This is a genomic window from Halobacillus sp. A1 (assembly GCF_024189295.1).
GTDB lineage: Bacteria > Bacillota > Bacilli > Bacillales > Halobacillaceae > Halobacillus_A.
On sequence record NZ_JAIZEN010000024.1, the window covers coordinates 1 to 19,712 of the forward strand.

At 39.4% G+C, this 19,712-nt stretch carries 20 protein-coding genes and 1 rRNA gene; 15 read left to right on the plus strand and 6 right to left on the minus strand.

What is annotated here, in order from left to right; translation table 11 throughout:
- Positions 1–12: 12 nt before the first annotated feature.
- Positions 13–126 (plus strand): 5S ribosomal RNA (gene rrf / locus LF817_RS17300).
- A 624-nt stretch (positions 127–750) separates the two neighbouring features.
- On the opposite strand, the gene LF817_RS17305 is transcribed toward rrf, so the two are convergent.
- Positions 751–2,010, minus strand: coding sequence for a BaiN/RdsA family NAD(P)/FAD-dependent oxidoreductase (locus tag LF817_RS17305; RefSeq protein WP_253937068.1), 1,260 nt, complete (start codon positions 2,008–2,010; stop codon positions 751–753).
- A gap of 103 nt (positions 2,011–2,113) precedes the next feature.
- On the opposite strand from LF817_RS17305, the gene LF817_RS17310 reads away from it, so the two are divergent.
- Positions 2,114–3,733, plus strand: a complete 1,620-nt coding sequence (locus tag LF817_RS17310; protein WP_253937069.1) for a putative polysaccharide biosynthesis protein — start codon at positions 2,114–2,116, stop codon at positions 3,731–3,733.
- A 13-nt stretch (positions 3,734–3,746) separates the two neighbouring features.
- Positions 3,747–4,472, plus strand: a complete 726-nt coding sequence (locus LF817_RS17315; RefSeq protein ID WP_253937070.1) for a pseudouridine synthase — start codon at positions 3,747–3,749, stop codon at positions 4,470–4,472.
- A 37-nt stretch (positions 4,473–4,509) separates the two neighbouring features.
- On the opposite strand, the gene LF817_RS17320 is transcribed toward LF817_RS17315, so the two are convergent.
- A complete protein-coding gene (locus LF817_RS17320; RefSeq protein ID WP_371925091.1) occupies positions 4,510–4,749 on the minus strand; it encodes a DeoR family transcriptional regulator in 240 nt (79 codons plus the stop codon).
- Between the two features lie 139 nt (positions 4,750–4,888).
- Between LF817_RS17320 and LF817_RS17325 the strand changes: the two genes are divergently transcribed.
- From LF817_RS17325 to LF817_RS17345, 5 genes are read left to right on the plus strand one after another with little or no spacing between them, the layout of a single operon-like run.
- Positions 4,889–5,911 (plus strand): potassium channel family protein, encoded by a 1,023-nt coding sequence (locus LF817_RS17325; RefSeq protein ID WP_253937072.1) that lies wholly within the window; start codon positions 4,889–4,891, stop codon positions 5,909–5,911.
- Positions 5,912–7,285, plus strand: coding sequence for a dipeptidase PepV (pepV, locus tag LF817_RS17330; RefSeq protein ID WP_253937073.1), 1,374 nt, complete (start codon positions 5,912–5,914; stop codon positions 7,283–7,285). It abuts the gene before it with no gap.
- A gap of 26 nt (positions 7,286–7,311) precedes the next feature.
- A complete protein-coding gene (locus LF817_RS17335; RefSeq protein ID WP_253937074.1) occupies positions 7,312–8,493 on the plus strand; it encodes an MFS transporter in 1,182 nt (393 codons plus the stop codon).
- Positions 8,490–9,062 (plus strand): RNA 2',3'-cyclic phosphodiesterase, encoded by a 573-nt coding sequence (gene thpR / locus LF817_RS17340; protein ID WP_253937075.1) that lies wholly within the window; start codon positions 8,490–8,492, stop codon positions 9,060–9,062. The genes LF817_RS17335 and thpR overlap by 4 nt, the downstream gene beginning before the upstream one ends.
- The gene (locus LF817_RS17345) at positions 9,046–9,948 is read left to right on the plus strand and encodes a nuclease-related domain-containing protein (RefSeq protein ID WP_253937076.1); all 903 of its coding nucleotides are present in this window, start codon (positions 9,046–9,048) and stop codon (positions 9,946–9,948) included. The genes thpR and LF817_RS17345 overlap by 17 nt, the downstream gene beginning before the upstream one ends.
- Here the strand turns inward: LF817_RS17345 and LF817_RS17350 are convergent.
- Positions 9,943–10,950, minus strand: a complete 1,008-nt coding sequence (locus LF817_RS17350) for an EAL domain-containing protein (RefSeq protein ID WP_253937077.1) — start codon at positions 10,948–10,950, stop codon at positions 9,943–9,945. The genes LF817_RS17345 and LF817_RS17350 overlap by 6 nt on opposite strands.
- 86 nt (positions 10,951–11,036) lie before the next feature.
- On the opposite strand from LF817_RS17350, the gene LF817_RS17355 reads away from it, so the two are divergent.
- On the plus strand, positions 11,037–11,966 hold the full coding sequence (locus tag LF817_RS17355) for a diacylglycerol/lipid kinase family protein (RefSeq protein ID WP_253937078.1): 930 nt from the start codon (positions 11,037–11,039) through the stop codon (positions 11,964–11,966).
- A gap of 165 nt (positions 11,967–12,131) precedes the next feature.
- A complete protein-coding gene (locus tag LF817_RS17360) occupies positions 12,132–12,932 on the plus strand; it encodes a phosphotransferase family protein (protein WP_253937104.1) in 801 nt (266 codons plus the stop codon).
- Between the two features lie 53 nt (positions 12,933–12,985).
- On the opposite strand, the gene LF817_RS17365 is transcribed toward LF817_RS17360, so the two are convergent.
- Positions 12,986–13,144, minus strand: a complete 159-nt coding sequence (locus LF817_RS17365; RefSeq protein WP_253937079.1) for a hypothetical protein — start codon at positions 13,142–13,144, stop codon at positions 12,986–12,988.
- 267 nt (positions 13,145–13,411) lie between these two features.
- Here LF817_RS17365 and trmB point away from each other — a divergent pair, with 267 nt between their 5' ends.
- Both trmB and LF817_RS17375 read left to right on the plus strand, forming a co-directional pair.
- Positions 13,412–14,053 carry a tRNA (guanosine(46)-N7)-methyltransferase TrmB gene (gene trmB, locus LF817_RS17370; protein ID WP_253937080.1) on the plus strand — a complete coding sequence of 214 codons (642 nt, stop codon included), beginning with the start codon at positions 13,412–13,414 and terminating at the stop codon, positions 14,051–14,053.
- Between the two features lie 64 nt (positions 14,054–14,117).
- A complete protein-coding gene (locus LF817_RS17375) occupies positions 14,118–14,975 on the plus strand; it encodes a YtnP family quorum-quenching lactonase (RefSeq protein WP_253937081.1) in 858 nt (285 codons plus the stop codon).
- A gap of 54 nt (positions 14,976–15,029) precedes the next feature.
- On the opposite strand, the gene LF817_RS17380 is transcribed toward LF817_RS17375, so the two are convergent.
- Complete coding sequence (locus tag LF817_RS17380) at positions 15,030–15,347, minus strand: PepSY domain-containing protein (RefSeq protein WP_253937082.1); 318 nt, start codon at positions 15,345–15,347, stop codon at positions 15,030–15,032.
- Between the two features lie 147 nt (positions 15,348–15,494).
- Between LF817_RS17380 and LF817_RS17385 the strand changes: the two genes are divergently transcribed.
- Both LF817_RS17385 and LF817_RS17390 read left to right on the plus strand, forming a co-directional pair.
- Positions 15,495–16,562 carry a M42 family metallopeptidase gene (locus tag LF817_RS17385; RefSeq protein ID WP_253937083.1) on the plus strand — a complete coding sequence of 356 codons (1,068 nt, stop codon included), beginning with the start codon at positions 15,495–15,497 and terminating at the stop codon, positions 16,560–16,562.
- Between the two features lie 118 nt (positions 16,563–16,680).
- Entirely contained in the window at positions 16,681–17,187 is a 507-nt protein-coding gene (locus LF817_RS17390; protein ID WP_253937084.1) for a DUF84 family protein, read from the plus strand.
- 263 nt (positions 17,188–17,450) lie between these two features.
- Here LF817_RS17390 and LF817_RS17395 read toward each other — a convergent pair whose 3' ends face one another.
- On the minus strand, positions 17,451–17,891 hold the full coding sequence (locus tag LF817_RS17395) for a YtoQ family protein (RefSeq protein WP_253937085.1): 441 nt from the start codon (positions 17,889–17,891) through the stop codon (positions 17,451–17,453).
- Positions 17,892–18,695: 804 nt separating this feature from the next.
- On the opposite strand from LF817_RS17395, the gene LF817_RS17400 reads away from it, so the two are divergent.
- Positions 18,696–19,712, plus strand: coding sequence for a PTS sugar transporter subunit IIC (locus tag LF817_RS17400; RefSeq protein WP_253937086.1), 1,017 nt, complete (start codon positions 18,696–18,698; stop codon positions 19,710–19,712).

Below are 19,712 nucleotides of genomic sequence, written 5' to 3' on the forward strand. Positions count from 1 at the left end.
CTCAATCAACGATGTAGTGGCGACAGCGAAGAGGTCACACCTGTTCCCATGCCGAACACAGTAGTTAAGCTCTTCAGCGCCGATGGTAGTCGGGTTTACCCCCGTGAGAGTAGGACGCTGCTACGTCAATTAGAAACCTTAGAAGCTAATGCTTCTAAGGTTTTTTTGTTTCCTATTATCTTAAAGACAATCTGTTAAATTACAAGTTCGCATTTTTTCATAGTAGAAGTTATTAAACTATTTTATAAAAAACCTACCATTTTTATAATTTAACAAGGAGTGTAGTTTTTACGATTTCATTTTCTTGAGTAATTTGATTATACCCTTTATACTAAAAAACAGAATATATGTTCGGGGTGATTAATATTCAACTGAGGAGATGGAGTTACTCTGGCAGAAAAATGGTGAGAGGCTATTTTGATGAATTTCCCTACTCTGTCATTTATTTTAAAAGGATAAGAAGATATTATATTATATTTAGTCTAGACTGGGATGAGAGAGATCGTGTCCTTACAGAAAAAGATCGGGAAGACATGCAGTTTTTGCTGAATAAAGAGTTGGGCAGAGAAAAAGAATATTCTCAAAAAAAATCAAGAAGACCTTAGCTGCTCCGCTGTTTGTAGAGTACTTTGCTTTCTCTACAATTTTTTATTATTTTAATCTTTTAAATGGTTTGTAAAAAGCCAGGAGATTGTCAAGAACTTTCTCGTACAATCTCCTGGCTCGCAGTATAAAGCACATAAATTCTTTTCATCCCATAGATTCATAAGCCGCGTTGATACCTGCTACCCTGCCAGTAACCATTGCCGCGGTAATATTATAGCCGCCTGTGTAGCCGTGGATATCAAGGATTTCCCCACAGAAATATAACCGGTCCATCAATTTCGACTGCATTGTGTTTGGTATGATTTCTTTAATCGATACGCCCCCGCCTGTGACAAAAGCTTTCTCAATGGGTTGGGAATCATGAATATTCACTCTGAAATGCTTTAAGTGCAAAACAAAGTCCCTCAGCATTTGATTCGATATATTAGCTGCTTTAGTTTCATGATCTATCTTTAGGGTCGATAACAGATAGTCTATCAGCCTTTCCGGAACTAAACCTTTGACTACATTCCTAAACGACTTTTTAGAATGTTCCTTCAGTCCCTTCTGCAATTTTTCTAACAGCACGTTCTCCTTTTCTTCAGGAAGGCAGTCGATCTCTATAGTTACAGGGCGGTGACCTTTCATAAATTCTTTAACTACATATTGAGAACATCGTAGAATTGCTGGGCCAGATAAGCCAAAGTGTGTAAACAACATGTCCATTGTATGGGTAACAATCTTTTTGTTTTTGTGGTTGAGTACGGAAACCCCGACATCACGTAAAGAGAGACCTTGAAGTGTTTTATTTTTTATAAATGGGTCATCAGACAATAAAGGGACTTCTGTAGGGAACAGTTCTGTTATTGTATGCCCTGCCTTCTTCGCCCACGCATAACCATCTCCAGTTGATCCTGTATAAGGTACTGCTTTCCCCCCTACAGCAAGTACAATCGATTGGGTGCTAAGCTTTTCCCCTGAACTGAGAAGTACTTGATGGGATTTTTCTCCATAATGGACGGCTTTTACTGGAGTGTTTGTCCGCACTTCAACTTTCAATTCATCTAACCTGGATAGAAGGGCATTCACCACATCTTTTGCTTTATTGCTGACTGGAAACATTCTTCCGTGATCTTCTTCTTTTAAGCCTACTCCGAGGTTTTCAAAAAAATCGATAATGTCATAATTGTTGAAAACTGAAAAAGGACTGTATAAAAATCGACCGTTTCCAGGAATATGTTTGATCACTTCTTCTTCTGGGAGGCGATTCGTCACATTGCATCGTCCTCCACCCGAAATAGCCAGTTTAGTGCCCAGCTTTTTCCCTTTGTCAAGAAGGAGTGTTTTCACCCCTTGTTCAGCGGCTGCTATTGCGGCCATCAGTCCAGAAGGGCCTCCTCCTATAACAATGACTTGATAATCCATTCTTTACTTCCTTTCTTTAAACACTAAAATTCCAATGTTATTTGCATTTTTATGATAAAATAGACAAAGTTGACTCTAAAAAATTGAAGGTGAATATCAAATTATGTCGAAAATACTAAAAGGTACCATGATTTTGACAGGTGCGACATTTTTGTCGAAATTCCTGGGAATGATCTATACGGTCCCGTTCGAACAGATGGTCGGACCTGAAGGCATGGAACTCTATTTCTATGCTTATACACCATACAACATTTTATTAAGTTTATCTACACTTGGAGTTCCGATGGCGGTTTCAAAATTCGTCTCCAAATATAATTCTCTTGAAGATTATCAAACCGGCCGTGATATGTTTAAGTCTGGCATGCAGTTGATGGGGATTACAGGTATTATTACATTTCTAATTATGTTTTTAACCGCAGAACCCATCGCACGTTTCAGTTTATCGGATGAAAATACGAGCGCGTCTGTAGATGATACAGCTATGGTCATCCGTATGGTAGCTTTTGCGTTACTTATCATACCTAGTATGAGTATTATCCGAGGTTTCTTTCAGGGGAATGAGTCGATGGCGCCGACAGGAATTTCCCAAGTAGTAGAACAGATTGTCCGAATTGTTTTCCTGCTTGTTTCCGTTTATGTAGTCCTCTATGTTTTGGAAGGAAGCCTGTCCACTGCTATAGGTTTTTCAACGTTTGCTGCATTCATAGGCGGAATTGCTTCATTGTTTGTACTGATTATATATTGGAAGAAACGCAAACCTTATTTAGATAAGCAGCTGGCTGCTCAGGAATATAAGTACGATCTTTCTAAGAAATCTATGTTCAAAGAGTTGATCAGTTACGCAGGGCCATTTGTTTTAGTAGGTATTGCTACACCCTTGTACCAGTTGATTGATCAGTTTACTTTTAACAAGGCTATGGCTTCTGCAGGCTTATCTGAGATTTCCGGTGCTTCACTATCTGCTATACATGTGTTAAGTCATAAGCTAGTAATTATTCCGGTCACACTAGGTATTGGTCTTTCGCTAGCTTTATTGCCTGCAATTACGAAATCTTTTACAAAACAAAACATGAAACTGCTCAATCACCAGATCAATCAGGCATTACAAATTATCTCCCTTCTGATTTTTCCAGCAGTTGTGGGTCTCGCGGTCCTTTCTTACGAGGCGTTCGGATCCTTTTATGGCGTTGAGGATGTAGATTATTATGGCGGGCTTTTGCGCTGGTATGCTCCAGTAGGATTGTTTTTTGCTTTATATACAGTGACGGCAGCGATTTTACAAGGAATCAATCGTCAAAATTTTGCTTTAGTAAGTTTAGGTGCCGGATTGTTCATTAAATTGGCTACTAACTCATTATTTATTGTGCTATTCGGTGCAAAAGGCTCTATCATTTCAACAGGAACTGCGGTTCTGGTAGCTGTAATCCTTAACCTTTGGAGAATTCAAAGAGCTATTCAATTTTCATACAAAGCAGTATTTAAACGAACATTGCTGATCATGATCCTTACAGCTATTATGGCTGTTACTGTTTGGATTATAAAATTGGGATTAGGCCTTGTATGGGATCCAATTGAAAACCGCTTAGCTGCATTGTTCATCTTGCTCATCAGTGCAGGTCTTGGGGGTTTGCTTTACTTATGGATGGCCTACCAAACTACGTTGCTGGAAAGAATACTCGGCGGCCGAGTCAAAGTTTTAGATAAATTTCTAAAACGAAGATAGAAAGGGGAACAGTATGAGAATTGATAAACTTCTCGCCAATATGGGCTACGGAACACGAAAAGAAGTGAAGAACCTATTAAAAAGCGGCAGTGTAAGAGTAAATGGCGAGGCTGAAAAAAGTCCGAAAACCCACGTTGATACAGAAGCCGATCTTGTCACTGTGCATGGAGAGACTGTAGAGTACAGAAAGTATATTTACCTGATGCTTAATAAGCCTGGTGATTTGCTTTCAGCAACAGAGGACGCTCACGATATGACTGTAATCGATATTTTGCAGCCGGAAGACAAAGTCTTTAATCCCTTTCCGGTAGGGCGTCTTGATAAAGATACAGAGGGACTTCTGCTAATTACCAATGATGGACAGTTAGCACATCGTTTAACCTCTCCTAAAAAAGATGTCGGCAAAACTTACTTTGCCGATATCGAGGGGGAAGTGACGAAAGAAGATATCTCGAAATTTTCTTATGGCGTAACTCTGGATGACGGGTATGTCACGAAGCCGGCTGATTTGGAAATTCTGAATGCGGGGGAGCAATCAGAAATAGTATTGACGATAACAGAAGGTAAGTTCCATCAAGTCAAGCGGATGTTCGAAGCTGTTGGAAAAGAAGTGACTTATCTGAAAAGGCTAAGTATTGGCGAACTTGAGCTTGATGATAGCTTGGAATTAGGAGAGTACAGGGAATTAAATGATGAGGAAATGGCATACTTGTTCGACATCACAAAATTAGATCAATAAAAAACACCCAGACATGTTCTGGGTGTTCCTTTACATATTATGAGATTTTTACTTTCCTTTCTGTTGTTGTCCACTTCCCACGATTAGGACTAAACACTAGTCCGTTGTATTCCAAAACACTCAAGTCTCTTTGCATCGTCCGATCCGTAAGGCCGAATTCATCAGCTAACTGTGTAGTTGTAGACGGTCCATTGTGTTGCAGGTACAGGTACACACTTTTAATTCGATTTAACATACGGGATGATGGATGATTCAAAAAACCACTCCTTATTCTCATTCGTAGGAATTTGTGGTGCGTGTGAATCTCTGAAGATACTATCATTTTACATGAAGAATATATGCAGAGCCAGACTTTGTGATTGATTTAACAGATTATTCACGAAATTTACAATAATTTAAAATAGGGGGCTGCCAGTTTGCTGATATTAAGAAGACTTTTTAACAAAATGGTGAAAATTAACAATTATTTTTTGTTTATTTCAAGTGCATTACTTGTGATTTTATCTTCTATCTTAATCGTATTTGTCGAGAAAGAGAATTTCCCGAATTATTTTGATGGCTTCTGGTGGGTGATGACGACAGTTACAACTGTTGGATATGGAGACTATTATCCGGTAAGCGTAGCAGGACGTCTAATAGCTATTGTATTATATGTATTAGGTATCGGACTTATTGGTGTTGTTATTGGAAAAATCATTGATGGATTTGCTGTATTCAGAAAAAGAAGGATAGAGGGTGATATAGTGTATAAAGAAATGAAGCATTTCATCATTATAGGGTGGTCTCAAAAAGCTAGATTCGCAATTGATGAGATATTAGGGACGAATAAGCAAACGGAAATTATCATTATCGACACTTTAAAAGAAGCACCACTTTTATCTGAGAATATCCATTATATTAAAGGGGACGCCTCGGATGCAGAAACTTTAAAAAAAGCCAATCTGGAAAAGGCCAGGGCTGTATTGGTATTTGCAGATGACACGCTGGGAAGCGGGCAGATGATTGATGGGAAGACATTATTAATAGCTTCTACCATCGAATCCTCGGCACCTCACGTTCATACTGTTGTGGAAGTAATGGAAGAACGGCACATAAAGAATTTCCAGCATGCCCAAGTTAATGAGTTTATTGTATCCAATGAAACCATCTCTTCTCTGGCTGTTCGCTCCGCATTTCGTAAAGGCGTTTCAGGGATTTTCAGTCAGCTTCTAAGTCGCTCTGTAGGCGATGACCTTTATTACGTTCCGACTCAAAAGCATTGGACTACTTTTCGTGATGCCTTTGAAGATTTATTAAAAGAAGGGGCCACGTTAATTGCCGACCGCAATGATTTAAACGTAAACCGCCGTTTAGACGAAGAGCTGACAGATCAAGCCGAGTTGTACGTTATTTGCGACGATGAAACCTATAAAAAGCTGCTAAGGAAAGGAAGCCAGTGAATGTATATTGCATCGATTTCTGAGCGTTATCAAAAAGAATACGTTGAAAAGCTTTTTCCTTTACTTGAAATTCCGAGCGTGTATGAAAAAGGTTCGCAGTTTTCATATGGAAAACCAATAGATGATGCTTTAAATTATATTCTTGACCTTGGAGAGAAAGACGGTTTTTTTGTGAAAAACGTAAACGGTCATGCGGGCCATATTGAATTTGGACAAGGGGAAGAAATAATTGGTATCCTTGGTCATTTAGATGTGGTGCCTGCAGGTGACGGTTGGGAGACCGATCCGTTTAAACCCGTGTTGAAGGAAGATAAGATTTACGCACGTGGAGTCCAAGATGACAAAGGACCGGTAATGGCTTCATATATGGCTATGAAAATGTTAAAAGACCAAGGTTTTCTTCCTAAGAAGAAAGTCCGTCTCATCCTTGGAACTGACGAGGAACGGGACTGGAAGGGGATCGAGCATTATTTCCAGCATGAAAAGATGCCTGAATTCGGCTTTTCTCCGGACGCTTCATTTCCCGTCATTCATGCTGAAAAAGGGTTGATTGATGCTTACATCAACTTTCCAGCAGCGTACGAGCATACAGATTATGTTCATTCTTTTACAAGTGGAGATCGATTGAATATGGTTCCTGATGTGGCGAAAGCCGTCTTGCACTTATCCAGTGATGTTAGTTCTAAGTACAACAACTTTTTAAAGGAAAAAGCTGTGACAGGAGATTTCTTTGTAGAAGGGTCTTTTATTCATTTGACATTGAATGGAGAAGCGGCTCATGCGAGCACACCGGAAAAAGGGGTAAATGCAGCTCTTTACCTTTTGGAGTTTCTCTTAGAAGCCGGTTTGAACAAAAAACATCAAGCTGCGGTGCAACAGCTGGTCGCTTCATTCCATTCTGTAACTGGCGAGGGAATTGACTGTGCAATTCATGATGAGCCTTCAGGAGTGTTAACATGTAATCTCGGATCTGTACACTGGGTGAATGGCAAGAAGTGTGAAGCAGGTGTTAATATCCGCTACCCTGTAACATATGAGTCTGATCATGTTATAGGGAAACTCCAACTACTCGCAAGTAAAGAGGGGGCAGAACTTATCATTCATGACCACTTACAAGCACTATATATTGAAAAGGAACATCCTAATGTCCAAACATTGCTGAAAGTTTATAATGATGTGACCGGCGAGAGCGCGGAGCCGTTATCAATGGGGGGAGCTACATATGCACGCTCATTGAATTCCGGGGTAGCCTTTGGTGCTCTTTTTAAAGACAGTCCTGACTTTGCCCACCAAAAAAATGAACATGTAAGAATGGAAGATATGAAAAAAGCGATGTTGATCTATGCTCGCTCCATATACGAGTTGACTAAATAATTGTGATAGCAGAAAGGTACATTATAATGAAAGAAGTTGCGCCTGATAAAACGTATCGATATATCCAAAGCTTTTACTTTTTTACATTTTTTGCTTTTGGCTCTCTTTTCCCCCTGCTCTCTGTCTTCTTGGAGGAAGAAAAAGGGCTGACACATACACAGATCGGTCTTGTGATCGCTGCACTTCCCATAATCACTATTTTCATACAACCGATCTGGGGGATGCTCAGTGATTATACGAGGAAACCAAGAATCCTTTTGATGATCGCTGCATCTATTGCTGCAGTTCTAGGGTTATTTTATCCTATACTGCAGATCTTTCCCATCTTACTGGCGGGGATCGCAGCGATTGCTATTTTTCAATCAGGGATTGTACCTTTGTCGGATAGTTTGAGCTTAGCTTTTGTTCAGAAAAACGGAAAAGAATACGGGAATATTAGGCTGTGGGGAGCTGTAGGGTTTGCGGTGGCTGTATTCGTTTTAGGAAGGGTGACAGAGTCGACAGAATCCTTAAGTTGGATTTTTTATTTCTTTTCTATCGCTCTCCTCTTCTCATTTATTGTACTTTTTCGGTTTCCTAAGAGTGCTGATGAGGTAACTGTATCCTTTCGTTCTGGAATGACCACATTAATAAAGCAGAAACCTTTTTTATTATTTTTAGTTTCTAACTTTCTAATATTCGGGCCAATTTTAGCTAACAATTATTACTTCGGTACTTTTATATTAGCTGTCGGAGGGACGTTGGCGGGAATTGGAGTAGCTTTTTTATTAGCGGCTGGCAGCGAGGCACCGTTTATGAAGTTTTCACAATCAGTAATAGACCGATTAGGGGTCATCCAGGTAATTATGATAGGAAGTACTGTTTCTGCGGCTAGATGGCTTCTTTATTTTTTTGATCCGTCGACTACGGTGGTTTATGTTACTACTATTGCTCAAGGTATATCTGTGGGTCTTTATATTCCTGCAGCTCTGATCCTCGTGCGTGAACTGGCACCAAAAGAGGTGAGGGCTACTGCAGTAGGGCTTTACTCAGCGGTCGGCAATGGAATTGGGAATGCATTCTTTACCTTTATAGGAGGAGTCCTGATTGATGTTTGGAATGTGAATGGCATGTATGGTTTCTTTTCGTTCATGTCATTTATCGGTATGTTATTGATATTATTAGTCCGTAAATGGACAAGTTCTGAAGTAAAGGAGTTCGCTACATGACTTCCCATTATTTTATAGGGATTCCACTCTCTAATGAGTTGAAATTTAAGATGGAAGAATGGCAGGCAGTTTTGAGCAAACACATGGACTACAAGGTTTGGACGCATCCCGAGGATTTTCACATCACTCTGAAATTTCTAGGGGCAAGTAGTCTTGAAGAAGTGGAGGAATGGGTGAAACAACTGGATGCTGAAAATTGGCCGAGCGCTTTCCAAGTGAGGATTGGCCCGGCAGGGTATTTCGGAGATGAAAAGAAACCTAGAGTTTTCTTTGCAGAAGTGTCTTTAAACAATCCTCTGATGAAAATGAAGGAAAAAGTAGAGCTTACTGCAAGTTTGGTTGGTTCCCCCCCTGATAAAAGAAAGTATGCACCTCATGTTACACTTGCTAAGAAGCATATCGCAGGCGTTTCTCCTATTTTCAATAAAGAAAACATCATGATTGACTCATATATTATGACTATAAACAAATTTCATCTGTATAAAATATACCCTCAGCGAGAAGCAAAGTATGAATGTATCAGTGAAATAAGGTTAAGGGGAGGAATGGAGGATGGCTCAGCTCATTAAGTTGTTTGATTACATTTCCAGGTATGAAACTGATATGTATCAGTATCCGTCTAAATATATTCGTCTTAAACAGAACAACTGGGTGAAGATGAAAGAACTATGGGAGAAGGGCGAATTTAAAACTACTGAAAATGAGCCTGAAGAGCAACATGAGAGAAAGAAGTCAAAGTGGTCATGGCGTTTTAAAAGAAATAAACCGGCGATAAGTGAAGATGATCCTGAGGAAGAGGGATGGATACCTGAAAATGAACAAAATTTAAAACAGTATTTTCTGGATGAGTTATTTCCCTTCCAAATCAAATGGGCAAGTACGACGATGTTCAAAAAATCATTCATTGATCAGAAACTGCTAAAAGACAGCCATCTAAAACTATTGCTCCAGCGTCTTCCCGATCACTATTTTGTCATGTATAAGCCCGTAGTCGAAGTAAAGAATGCTCCAATGGAAGCCGAAATTCTCCTTATCGGTCCCTATGAAATCGAAATTGTTAAAATTATCGATGAAAAAGCTGATCGCCTGTACTCCGATGCTCATAACCAATGGTACATAGAGAGTGAGGAAGTGCAGCGCAGATATAAAAATCCTCTGCTTGGATTGAAAAGGACAGAAACCTTTTTGAGAAGTGTAATAAAAAAATATGGCCTTTCGTGCACATTCAAACACGTACTGCTTGCTCCACATTCAACTATAACAGCCGTCCAGGAACCTTATTTGACGACTTTCGTAGACGAGCATTCACTGGAGGCGTGGCTTCAACAAAAAAGGAAGCTGACCACACCATTAAAACATGATCAGCTCCGGGCAGCGGAAAAGCTGCTTCAACACACAAAAACTGTTGCTGTGAAAAGGCCCGAATGGGACGTGGACTCAGAAGAAACCTTATGAGGGGATAATAGCTTCTTTTTCAGGAATTTCCTTAGGACGACCTAAGTAATAACCTTGACCAAAATGAATGCCTGCAGATTGGAGCCAAGTCCATTCTTCTTCTTTTTCAATTCCTTCAGCCAGCACATTGATGCCGAGGTGGTTTGCCCGTCCAATCACTTCGTTTAAAAATGATTGATGCTCTTCATTAATATGACAATCCTTAATGTAAGATCGGTCTACTTTTACATAGTCAGGTTTTAGCAAGGACAACATTTCGATGGTACTATAACCAGATCCAACGTCATCTAAAGCTACTTTCATACCAGATGCTTTATATGTATCAAAGATAGACTTCAAGTGAGCAACGTCTGTAATTTTTTCCGTTTCCACTACTTCAAAAACGATGTCCGCAGGGTCGATATTGAATTCTTCTATTATTTGAAACGTGTGCTTTAAACAGAATTCAGGAACATAAATCGTTGAAGGCAGAAAGTTGATGAAGACCTTTTTGCCTTTTTCTATATATTTAGATTTTGCTTTCACTGCCGCTCGACGAGCTTTTTGGTCTAACATCGAATGAAGACCTGACTGATGGGCAAATGAAAACAGCTGACCAGGATTCACTTCCTGACTGGAAGTTCTCAATAAAGATTCGTAACCGAAAATCTCATTAGTAGTGACCTCGATAATGGGCTGTAAGTGGGCTGTGAAATCTTCCTTGTGAATTATGGCAGCTAAATCAGGATGTTTTAACCTTTCGTATAAGTTCCCTATGGAGATTGGAAAAGACTGCGAGCTTTCTTTGTTAAGTATATGTACCCAATCATTATTTTTCATAGAGTTATCGCCCATAGCTTCCAAAAGCTCAGCCAAGGTTTGATAATCGTAAATGAGAGCCTCCTGATCTTCATAACTGACAGGCAGCCGAAAAACTTCCTGACGAGCATTTTTGCTGACTATTACAGCTCCTTTTTCAGGTAAAAGTACTGACGTTCCACAAAATTGGCAATCTGCACCCAAACTAATTCCTCCCTTTTTTTAATAGTATAATAATATAATACCATATTTGTATAATAATATGATCTGTTAAATAGGAGAATTGACTTATGTATATCGTCTTAACAAATCCAAAAGCTGGAAATGGTAAAGCTTTAAAGGTTTATGACTCCATTCAGAAAGACCAAAGGTTTAAGAGGCATAAATGTCGGTCGTTCCATACGGAATACGAAGGACATGCGGAATTACTAATACAATCGATTGCATCGATTCACTATCAGGAAATTAAGGCTGTCATTGTAATAGGTGGAGATGGAACTATTCATGAAGTTATAAATGGTCTTAGTAAACACCATGAAATACCGATTGCCTTGATCCCCGCTGGTTCAGGAAACGATTTTTCAAGAGGAATAGGAATTCAGAAACAAGGGTTGGAGCTGTTCCGCCACATTATAGATCATCCCGATCGGGTGTCTATCTATCCTGGTTTAATTATAGAACATGGAGGGGAAGGTCATACGGGAAGGTGCTTTTTAAACAGTATAGGGGCAGGTTTGGATGGTGAGGTTGTTCATATATCGAATGATCCAATTTTCAGAGCTGAATTAAAAAAGTTTCGACTCGATTCACTGCATTACGTTGTGGGATTGGCCAAAGTTTTAAAACAATATAATCCCATAGCTGTTGAAATGAAAATTGATGGAAAGAAAGTCAAATACAAACGCATTACTTTAGTTACGGTTACTAATCACCCTTTTTTCGGAAAAGGAATGAAAATAGCGCCTAAAGCAGATATATATAATTCTTCTTTTTCCGTGATTATTATACAGCCTTTAGCAAAATGGAAAATCCTTTTGCTTTTTTTATCGGTATTCTTAGGAAAACATACAGTATTAAAAGAGGTTCATGAAGTAACAGGCCGCTCCATTACTTTGAAAGTGAAAGAACAAGGGGTCTTCCAGGTCGACGGTCAAACGCTTAAGTACAAAGAATGTAAGATCGAAAAGTCACAACATCCACGCACGATTTTAATAGGTTAGAAATGTTTTGCTTGAAAGGTTGTTGTTATTTGAGTTACTCTATGGGAAGGTGTTTTATCGAACGGTGTAGTATTGGCTACAGATTTGCAGGAAAGTGCGTTATACTTATTTATAAAAAAACGTGAGCCCCTCACAGAGAGATTTGAGGAATTGAAGGTGAATTGGTTGGAGCATATACTAGGTCAAAATTGGACAATTACTCCTGCAGGAGGATCTACAGGAGAAGCATATTACGCTCAAAATGAAGGGAAACGTCTATTCTTAAAGCGTAACTCTTCCCCATTTCTTGCCGTTCTTTCTGCTGAAGGCATTGTACCTAAGCTCGTTTGGACCAAAAGGCTGGAGAATGGAGACGTAATTACTGCTCAAGAGTGGCTTGAAGGCAGAGAACTTACTACTGAAGAAATGCAGCATCCAAGAGTGGCCTCTTTATTGAGTAAAATCCATCATTCCAGTGAACTATTAGACATGCTGATGAGGCTAGGCAAGCACCCGCTGACCCCAGAAGAAATTTTACTGGATATCAAAGAAAATCAAAAGTTGTTAGAGCACATAAACGTTCGCTTTGAAGTGCATCATGCAGTCAAATATCTAGAGAAAAACGTAATGCATGTCGCACACGATCATCACGTTGTATGTCATTGTGATACGAACCATAATAACTGGCTGCTGTCTTCTGATCAAAAGCTTTATCTAATTGATTGGGATAATGCCATGGTTGCAGATCCTGCTTTAGATTTGGGGATGCTGTTACACACCTATATACCTAAGGGAAGCTGGGATAGTTGGATGAAGCAATATGGTGTAACAGCTGATGATCACTTATTCCAGCGAATGAAATGGTATGCCGTTTCTCAATCCCTGTCCTTCATCCAATGGCATATGATGCGCGGTGAACATGTTGAAGCAGACCGAAGGATCCAAAAGTTATACGATATGATGACACGTCATAAAATCAATATATAAAAAATGCGTTGCCGATATAATCAGCAACGCATTTTTTAGTCCATTTCTTAGCCTTATGAGAATGTAGCATATTTTACTTTTTTCTCTCGGACTTCAGAACTGAGTTTTTCATTTAATTTTTCAAATGGATATATAAACACCGCATAACCTGCAAATAGTACAGAGAAAACGGCTACTACACTTACATCAATTGTTTGACGGAAAAGATTCATAAATTTACAACTCACTCCTAAAATGAATAGTATATGATTGCACAAAGATAATCTTAAACCAGAAAGCGCTTACAACCCAACACCCGATTTTCCTTGTATTAACCATCTACCTCTCACTTCAAGTAATCATAGTATGTAAAACTGACGAATGGTTATATATAAGCAAATATAAGGCCGAATGCATCGATATCCTTCATATTTTATAAAAACTTTTAACAACTAAGGTTTCGTGATAAGATTTACAAGGTGAAAAAGGAGGACGAGTACATGCGTTTACGACATAAACCATGGGCAGACGATTACATGAAGGAGAATGATCATGTAGTTGTTCAAAAACCATTTGATTTTAAAGGGAATTGGCAGGCTAATTTTAAAAAAGAACAGCCATTACATTTAGAAATTGGTTCTGGAAAGGGCCAATTTATAGCAGGAATGGGGAAACAACACCCAGAATATAATTTTATCGGACTTGAAAGGGTGAAAAGTGTAATTGTAGGTGCTTTGAAAAAAGTACTGGATGCTGAAACGGACAATGTTCGTTTAATAAATGAAGACGCAGCAGATTTACGTGATTTGTTCGGTACAAGCGAAATAGATCATATCTATTTGAATTTTTCAGACCCGTGGCCTAAAACGAGGCATGAAAAACGCAGACTGACATTTTCAGCATTTTTGGAACAGTATGAAGACGTATTGAAAGATGATGGAAAGCTGACTTTGAAAACAGATAATCGAGGTTTGTTTGAATACTCGCTTGCCAGCTTTTCTCAATACGGAATGATTATTGAAGAAGTGAATTTGGACTTACATGCAGTAGAGGACCCTTTGAACGTACCGACAGAATATGAAGAGAAATTTGCAGCAAAAGGTCAGCCGATTTATAGATGTAAAGCAAGGTTCAAGTCCTGATAACGCTTACAATCATCTGTTGTGTTGTGCTAAACTATGAACATAACACGGAGGTGGATAAGTTATGGAAAGTATGAAAATAGATCGTGCGAAGCTCACCTGGCTGAATGGCGGGGTGACCCACTTGGATGGGGGAGCTATGTTTGGTGTAGTACCGAGAGCCTTATGGAGCAAAAAGTATCCTGTCAATGAGAAAAACCAAATTGAACTTCGGACTGATCCAATCCTTCTGCAAATCGATGGTTTGAACATTCTGATCGATTCAGGTATCGGCAATGAAAAAGTGACCGATAAACAAAGAAGGAATTTCGGTATTAAAGAAGAATCCAATGTGGCAAGTGATCTCTCTGAGCTAAATTTGTCTCTTGAAGATATCAACATCGTTTGTATGACCCATCTTCACTTTGACCATGCATGCGGATTGACCACCTGGAAAAACGGTGAGCTGACTCCGACTTTTCCGAATGCCAAAATTTTTGTACAGTCTGTGGAATGGAAAGAAATGAAACATCCTAATATTCGCTCGGCGAATACATATTGGGAAGATAATTGGAAACCAATCGAGACAGATGTACATACGTATGAGAACGAAGTGGAAATCGCTGAAGGATTGAAAATGATTCATACGAGCGGCCACAGTGACGGTCATGCAATCATTTTGTTTGAAGGAGAGGAAGAAACATTCGTTCACATGGCGGACATCATGCCGACCCATGCTCATCAGAATCCACTTTGGGCGTTAGCTTTTGATGACTATCCAGTGACTTCTGTGCACGAAAAACAAAAGTGGATGGCTTATGGTTATGAAAATAGCGCATGGTACATTTTTTACCACGATGCGATTTATAGAGCAATAAAATATGATGCAGAAGGTCAAGTAGTTGACCGTATAACTAAAGCTCCATCCGTTTATGATAAATAAAACGATCCCCCGTCTGTTTTAAAGGACGGGGGATCGTTATGCTTCATATGACGTTTACGCGGTTTGTTCAGTTACATCGATGATAGTACCTGTTTCGGAATCAATGAAGAATTCAAATTGTGAGGTTTCTCCATCTTGATTTTTAGAAATGCCTCCACGGTAAACATCATAATTGATACCATTTTTGTTTAACTCTTCAGGCTTCATGTAGATCCAAGAACCACTGATCGGACCTTGTTTCTTAAAAGCTTCTTTGGCAATTTTCAGAGCTTTTTCTGGAGTGACGCCTTGTTTGTTAGCTACTTGTTCTTTTACGACATAGCCTGCGAGTGCTCCAACACCTGCAGCTATTGCAACCTTTTTCCAATTCATAGTTCACTCACCTCTAATCAATATACTATCTATCAGTATACTAGAATTACCGTTTAAAGGGAAATTAAAACCTTTAATCTCTATTGTAGAAAACGAGGCTATTTTTCGATAAACTATAAGAAGATGGAAAAAAGGAGATGTACATAAATGAATGAAGTAACTAAAGATCTTTTTAAAACGCTTACAGAACTGCCTGGAGCTCCAGGTAATGAACATGTTGTCAGGAATTTCATGAAACAGGAGTTAGATAAATACTCAGACGAAACGATTCAGGATGGACTTGGAGGTGTTTTTGGCGTTCGAAAAGGCAAGGGTCCTAAAGTGATGGTGGCTGGTCATATGGATGAGGTAGGCTTTATGGTGACACAAATTACAAAAAACGGGATGCTGCGATTTCAGACGTTAGGCGGATGGTGGAGTCAAGTACTTCTTGCCCAGCGCGTCCAGGTCATTACCGATAAAGGACCAGTGGTAGGTGTTATTGGATCGATCCCTCCGCACAACCTTACACCTGAGCAGCGAAAAAAACCTATGGAAATTAAAAACATGCTTATTGATATCGGAGCAGATGATAGAGAAGATGCAAAACTTATTGGAATAAAGCCGGGTCAGCAAATTGTTCCTGTCTGCCCATTCACACCGATGGCAAATGAGAAAAAAATCTTAGCTAAAGCGTGGGATAATAGATATGGGTGCGGTTTGGCCATTGAATTAATGAAAGAGCTGAAAGACGAGAGAATCTCTAATCAGTTATATTCTGGAGCCACTGTACAGGAAGAAGTAGGGTTGCGAGGAGCACAGGCTGCTTCACAGATGATAGATCCAGATGTTTTTTACGCGTTAGATGCTTCTCCCGCCAATGATATGAGCGGTGATGATAAAGAGTTTGGACAGCTTGGAAAAGGAGCTTTGCTGCGGATTTTGGATAAGTCTATGGTCACACATCGCGGGATGAGAGACTTTATTTTAGACACTGCAGAAACACATGACATTCCTTATCAATACTTTATTTCTCAGGGAGGTACAGATGCGGGCAGAGTTCATATTACGAACGATGGAGTCCCTTCAGCTGTTGTAGGTATCTGCTCAAGATATATCCATACTTCTTCCTCAATTATTCATGTTGATGATTATGCAGCAGCTAAAGAACTGATTGTGCGCTTAGTGAAGTCCACTGACCAGAATACAGTAGATTACATCAAATCGAAAGTTTGATAAGATGCCGCACATGGCTGATATCCTGTGCGGCTTTGTGTTATGATAAACAAACAAAAAATCAAAGACTCCTTAGGAGATAAAATTAAGAAATTGGGTAGAGGCAGGTGGATGGCTAGTGAAGGTATATATAGGTTCATTGAATCCAACGAAAGTTGAGGCAGTCAAGGAAGTTTTTTTTCAAGATGATGTGACAGGTATAGAGGTAGAGTCTAAAGTTGCAGCTCAGCCTTTTTCTGACGAAGAAACACTTGAAGGAGCAGTCAATCGTGCACGAGAATGTGCTTTTATGAAAAAAAGCGAAGTCGGCATCGGACTCGAGGGGGGAGTCATGGAAATTGACGGGGACCTATTTTTATGTAATTGGGGCGCCCTTGTCGATCGAAAAGAAAACTTGTATCGAGCCAGTGGAGCAAGAATACCGCTGCCGGAAGAAATTCAAAAAGGATTAGAAACGGGCCGTGAACTAGGTGAACTGATGGACGTATACGCAAAGAAAGCAAATGTCAGTAAAGACGAAGGAGCTATCGGTGTTTTCACCAAAGGTCAAATAAAAAGAGCGGAAATGTTCTCTCATGTCGTCAAGTTATTAAAAGGGCAGTGGGAGCATGATAACCAGAACTAGAAAACGGTGGTTTCTAAACGCCTATGGTTTTTACGGTAATGCCCCCCTCTGTTTCGTAATCGAGTCTTCAACTGTCGTGATCTATATGAAAAACTATGATAAAAAATCCTTTATATAAAAATCGCTCCGCTCGTTTTAATGTAAGCCATTCAACTTAACACTAAACGAAAAGGAGCGATTTTTTATGAGTGAATTTTAACTGTTTTCATCTAGAATATCGTATTCTTACATAAAAAGGCTTTGTGTATATCCCCCATCTGCAGTCATTCGTATACATATCCTAGCACGTCAAGGGCCTGGTCGATAGTTTCAACAGTGACTGTTGCTTGGTTGGATAATTCTTTTAAAGGATGGATCAGTGATTCCGGCCGAATGAGAATAATTGGTTTACCCGCTTGGATGGCCAATCCAGCATCCATAGCTGTATTCCATTGTTTATAGCTTTCACCAAAGAGAGCTATGACTGCATCAGACTTTTCGAGTAAAAGTTTAGTTCTGAAGTTATTGATGGACGAAGCTGCATCATCGGTCATGAATTTATTAGGCTGTTCCCCTAATATATCAACTCCCACTTGATCGGAACGATCATGATTCTCTTGCGGTCCTACAAAATTAACAGGAAGATTTCGGTTTTCAGCCGCTTTTTTAACTTCATTTCTCCAGTCATCATGGATCTGGCCTGCCAAATAAATAGTCAATTCCATATTGATAGCCTCCTCTAAATATTCTTAGTTCAGTATGTTCATATTTTAGTAAATCTGTCCAATCATTTACATTTAGGTCAGTATGGTCAGTATGAAAGTCTGCTTTTATAAGTATTATTTTAACCTTCTCTCGTAACCTTTGCATTTATAAACACTTCATCTATTAATTCTTCATGAGTAAAATCATTTATTTTCAATCTTCTTTAAACATTTTCTACTCCATCTACAGATTATTGAACTTTAATGACTTGTTTATTTATCCCCCTAACAAGTCCAAAATGCGATGGATTTACTTCCTAAGTTTTCTGTAGAAGGGTCCTCAAGAAAGCTTTATTCCGCTATTTTCATTTCAAAAAGCTGACTTTCCAAGGTTGGGCCCTCAGCAGATTCCATGAGGTCTGTTAATTTTCCACTCGATTCATTAATGAACTTCTTCATCCTTTCATTTTCTGTGAAGGTGAGTAATTAAAAGCTGCTTACGTGAGATTCAAGTTCTTTCTCATTACCTCTAGCTCTATCGGAATTTTGGTTGAATAGACTTGTAATTTCATGATGTTCATTAGAAAGATTTATTATATGTATTTGCTGATTCTATAACTTTTGATATGGATGCTGTTGCCTGTTCACAATATTCTTCACTCGGTTTACCTTTAAGTGCATCTAAAGATCTACTATAAAAGCGAAATTAAAATTTAATAAATCAAAGGGAATGGGAAGATTTATTATTGAAACGCAACTAGTGTATTTACACATGTAAAACTATAATGTAATATGTATACGTCGATAAGGAGGAGAGGTTACGCTATGAGAAGGTTTTTAGAAAGAAAAGGAGTACATATTTCCGTACATGCATATTTCATAACGGCGCTTAGTTATATGGCGTTAGGTTTGTTTTCATCTTTGATTATCGGGTTAATTATCGAAACCATCGGAAACCAGACGAATTTAGATCACTTAAAAGAGATGGGCAAATTCGCCATGGATACTAAAATATGGGGCGGGGCCATCGGTGTAGCGATTGCTTATGGGTTGAAAGCTCCACCCCTCGTCATTTTTGCTGCATTATTCAGTGGAGCTTTCGGTGCGGAATTAGGAGGTCCTGCAGGAAGTTATGTGTCTGCATTAATTGCAACAGAATTCGGGAAAGTCATCAGTAAAGAAACGAAAATTGATATCATCCTTACGCCTTTTACGACCATAGTCATTGGTTTTGTAGTAGGGTCATTTATTGGTCCTCCTATTAACGGCTTCATGACAGGATTGGGGGAGATTATTAATTGGGCCACTTTTCAGCAGCCATTCATTATGGGGGTCATTGTAGCTGTTTTGATGGGGCTTGCGTTGACAGCCCCAATATCAAGTTTAGCCATTGCGTTTATGCTTTCTATAGATGGCATAGCTGCCGGCGCAGCGACAGTAGGCTGTGCGGCGCAAATGATCGGTTTTGCAACGATAAGCTACCGGGATAATGGGATTGGAGGGGCCATCGCTCAAGGCATTGGAACTTCTATGCTTCAAGTTGCGAACGTTGTTAGAAAACCAATCATCCTTATTCCTCCTACTGCTGCTGGTGCGATACTCGCTCCTTTTGCAAGCGTATGGCTGCAATTAGAAAATAACGCGCCTGGGGCTGGAATGGGGACAAGTGGTCTCGTTGGTCAGATTATGACTTTTGAAACTCTTGGTTTTTCTATGGAAGTAGCGCTGGCTATATTATTTCTTCATTTCATCGGGCCAGCTGTTATTAGTTTTCTTATTGCCTTATGGTTCAGAAATAAAGGATGGATTCAACCTGGAGACATGAAAATTGATTATGAATAA

What these genes read in the sequence shown, in the direction of transcription:
- LF817_RS17385 (WP_253937083.1), top strand. Translation starts at nt 15,495, where the DNA reads ATGAATGAAGTAACTAAAGATCTTTTTAAAACGCTTACAGAACTGCCT.
- LF817_RS17305 (WP_253937068.1), bottom strand. Translation starts at nt 2,010, where the DNA reads ATGGATTATCAAGTCATTGTTATAGGAGGAGGCCCTTCTGGACTGATG.
- LF817_RS17335 (WP_253937074.1), top strand. Translation starts at nt 7,312, where the DNA reads ATGAAAGAAGTTGCGCCTGATAAAACGTATCGATATATCCAAAGCTTT.
- LF817_RS17380 (WP_253937082.1), bottom strand. Translation starts at nt 15,347, where the DNA reads ATGAATTGGAAAAAGGTTGCAATAGCTGCAGGTGTTGGAGCACTCGCA.
- LF817_RS17365 (WP_253937079.1), bottom strand. Translation starts at nt 13,144, where the DNA reads ATGAATCTTTTCCGTCAAACAATTGATGTAAGTGTAGTAGCCGTTTTC.
- thpR (WP_253937075.1), top strand. Translation starts at nt 8,490, where the DNA reads ATGACTTCCCATTATTTTATAGGGATTCCACTCTCTAATGAGTTGAAA.
- LF817_RS17395 (WP_253937085.1), bottom strand. Translation starts at nt 17,891, where the DNA reads ATGGAATTGACTATTTATTTGGCAGGCCAGATCCATGATGACTGGAGA.
- pepV (WP_253937073.1), top strand. Translation starts at nt 5,912, where the DNA reads ATGTATATTGCATCGATTTCTGAGCGTTATCAAAAAGAATACGTTGAA.
- LF817_RS17315 (WP_253937070.1), top strand. Translation starts at nt 3,747, where the DNA reads ATGAGAATTGATAAACTTCTCGCCAATATGGGCTACGGAACACGAAAA.
- LF817_RS17355 (WP_253937078.1), top strand. Translation starts at nt 11,037, where the DNA reads ATGTATATCGTCTTAACAAATCCAAAAGCTGGAAATGGTAAAGCTTTA.
- LF817_RS17400 (WP_253937086.1), top strand. Translation starts at nt 18,696, where the DNA reads ATGAGAAGGTTTTTAGAAAGAAAAGGAGTACATATTTCCGTACATGCA.
- trmB (WP_253937080.1), top strand. Translation starts at nt 13,412, where the DNA reads ATGCGTTTACGACATAAACCATGGGCAGACGATTACATGAAGGAGAAT.
- LF817_RS17310 (WP_253937069.1), top strand. Translation starts at nt 2,114, where the DNA reads ATGTCGAAAATACTAAAAGGTACCATGATTTTGACAGGTGCGACATTT.
- LF817_RS17320 (WP_371925091.1), bottom strand. Translation starts at nt 4,749, where the DNA reads ATGAGAATAAGGAGTGGTTTTTTGAATCATCCATCATCCCGTATGTTA.
- LF817_RS17345 (WP_253937076.1), top strand. Translation starts at nt 9,046, where the DNA reads ATGGCTCAGCTCATTAAGTTGTTTGATTACATTTCCAGGTATGAAACT.
- LF817_RS17375 (WP_253937081.1), top strand. Translation starts at nt 14,118, where the DNA reads ATGGAAAGTATGAAAATAGATCGTGCGAAGCTCACCTGGCTGAATGGC.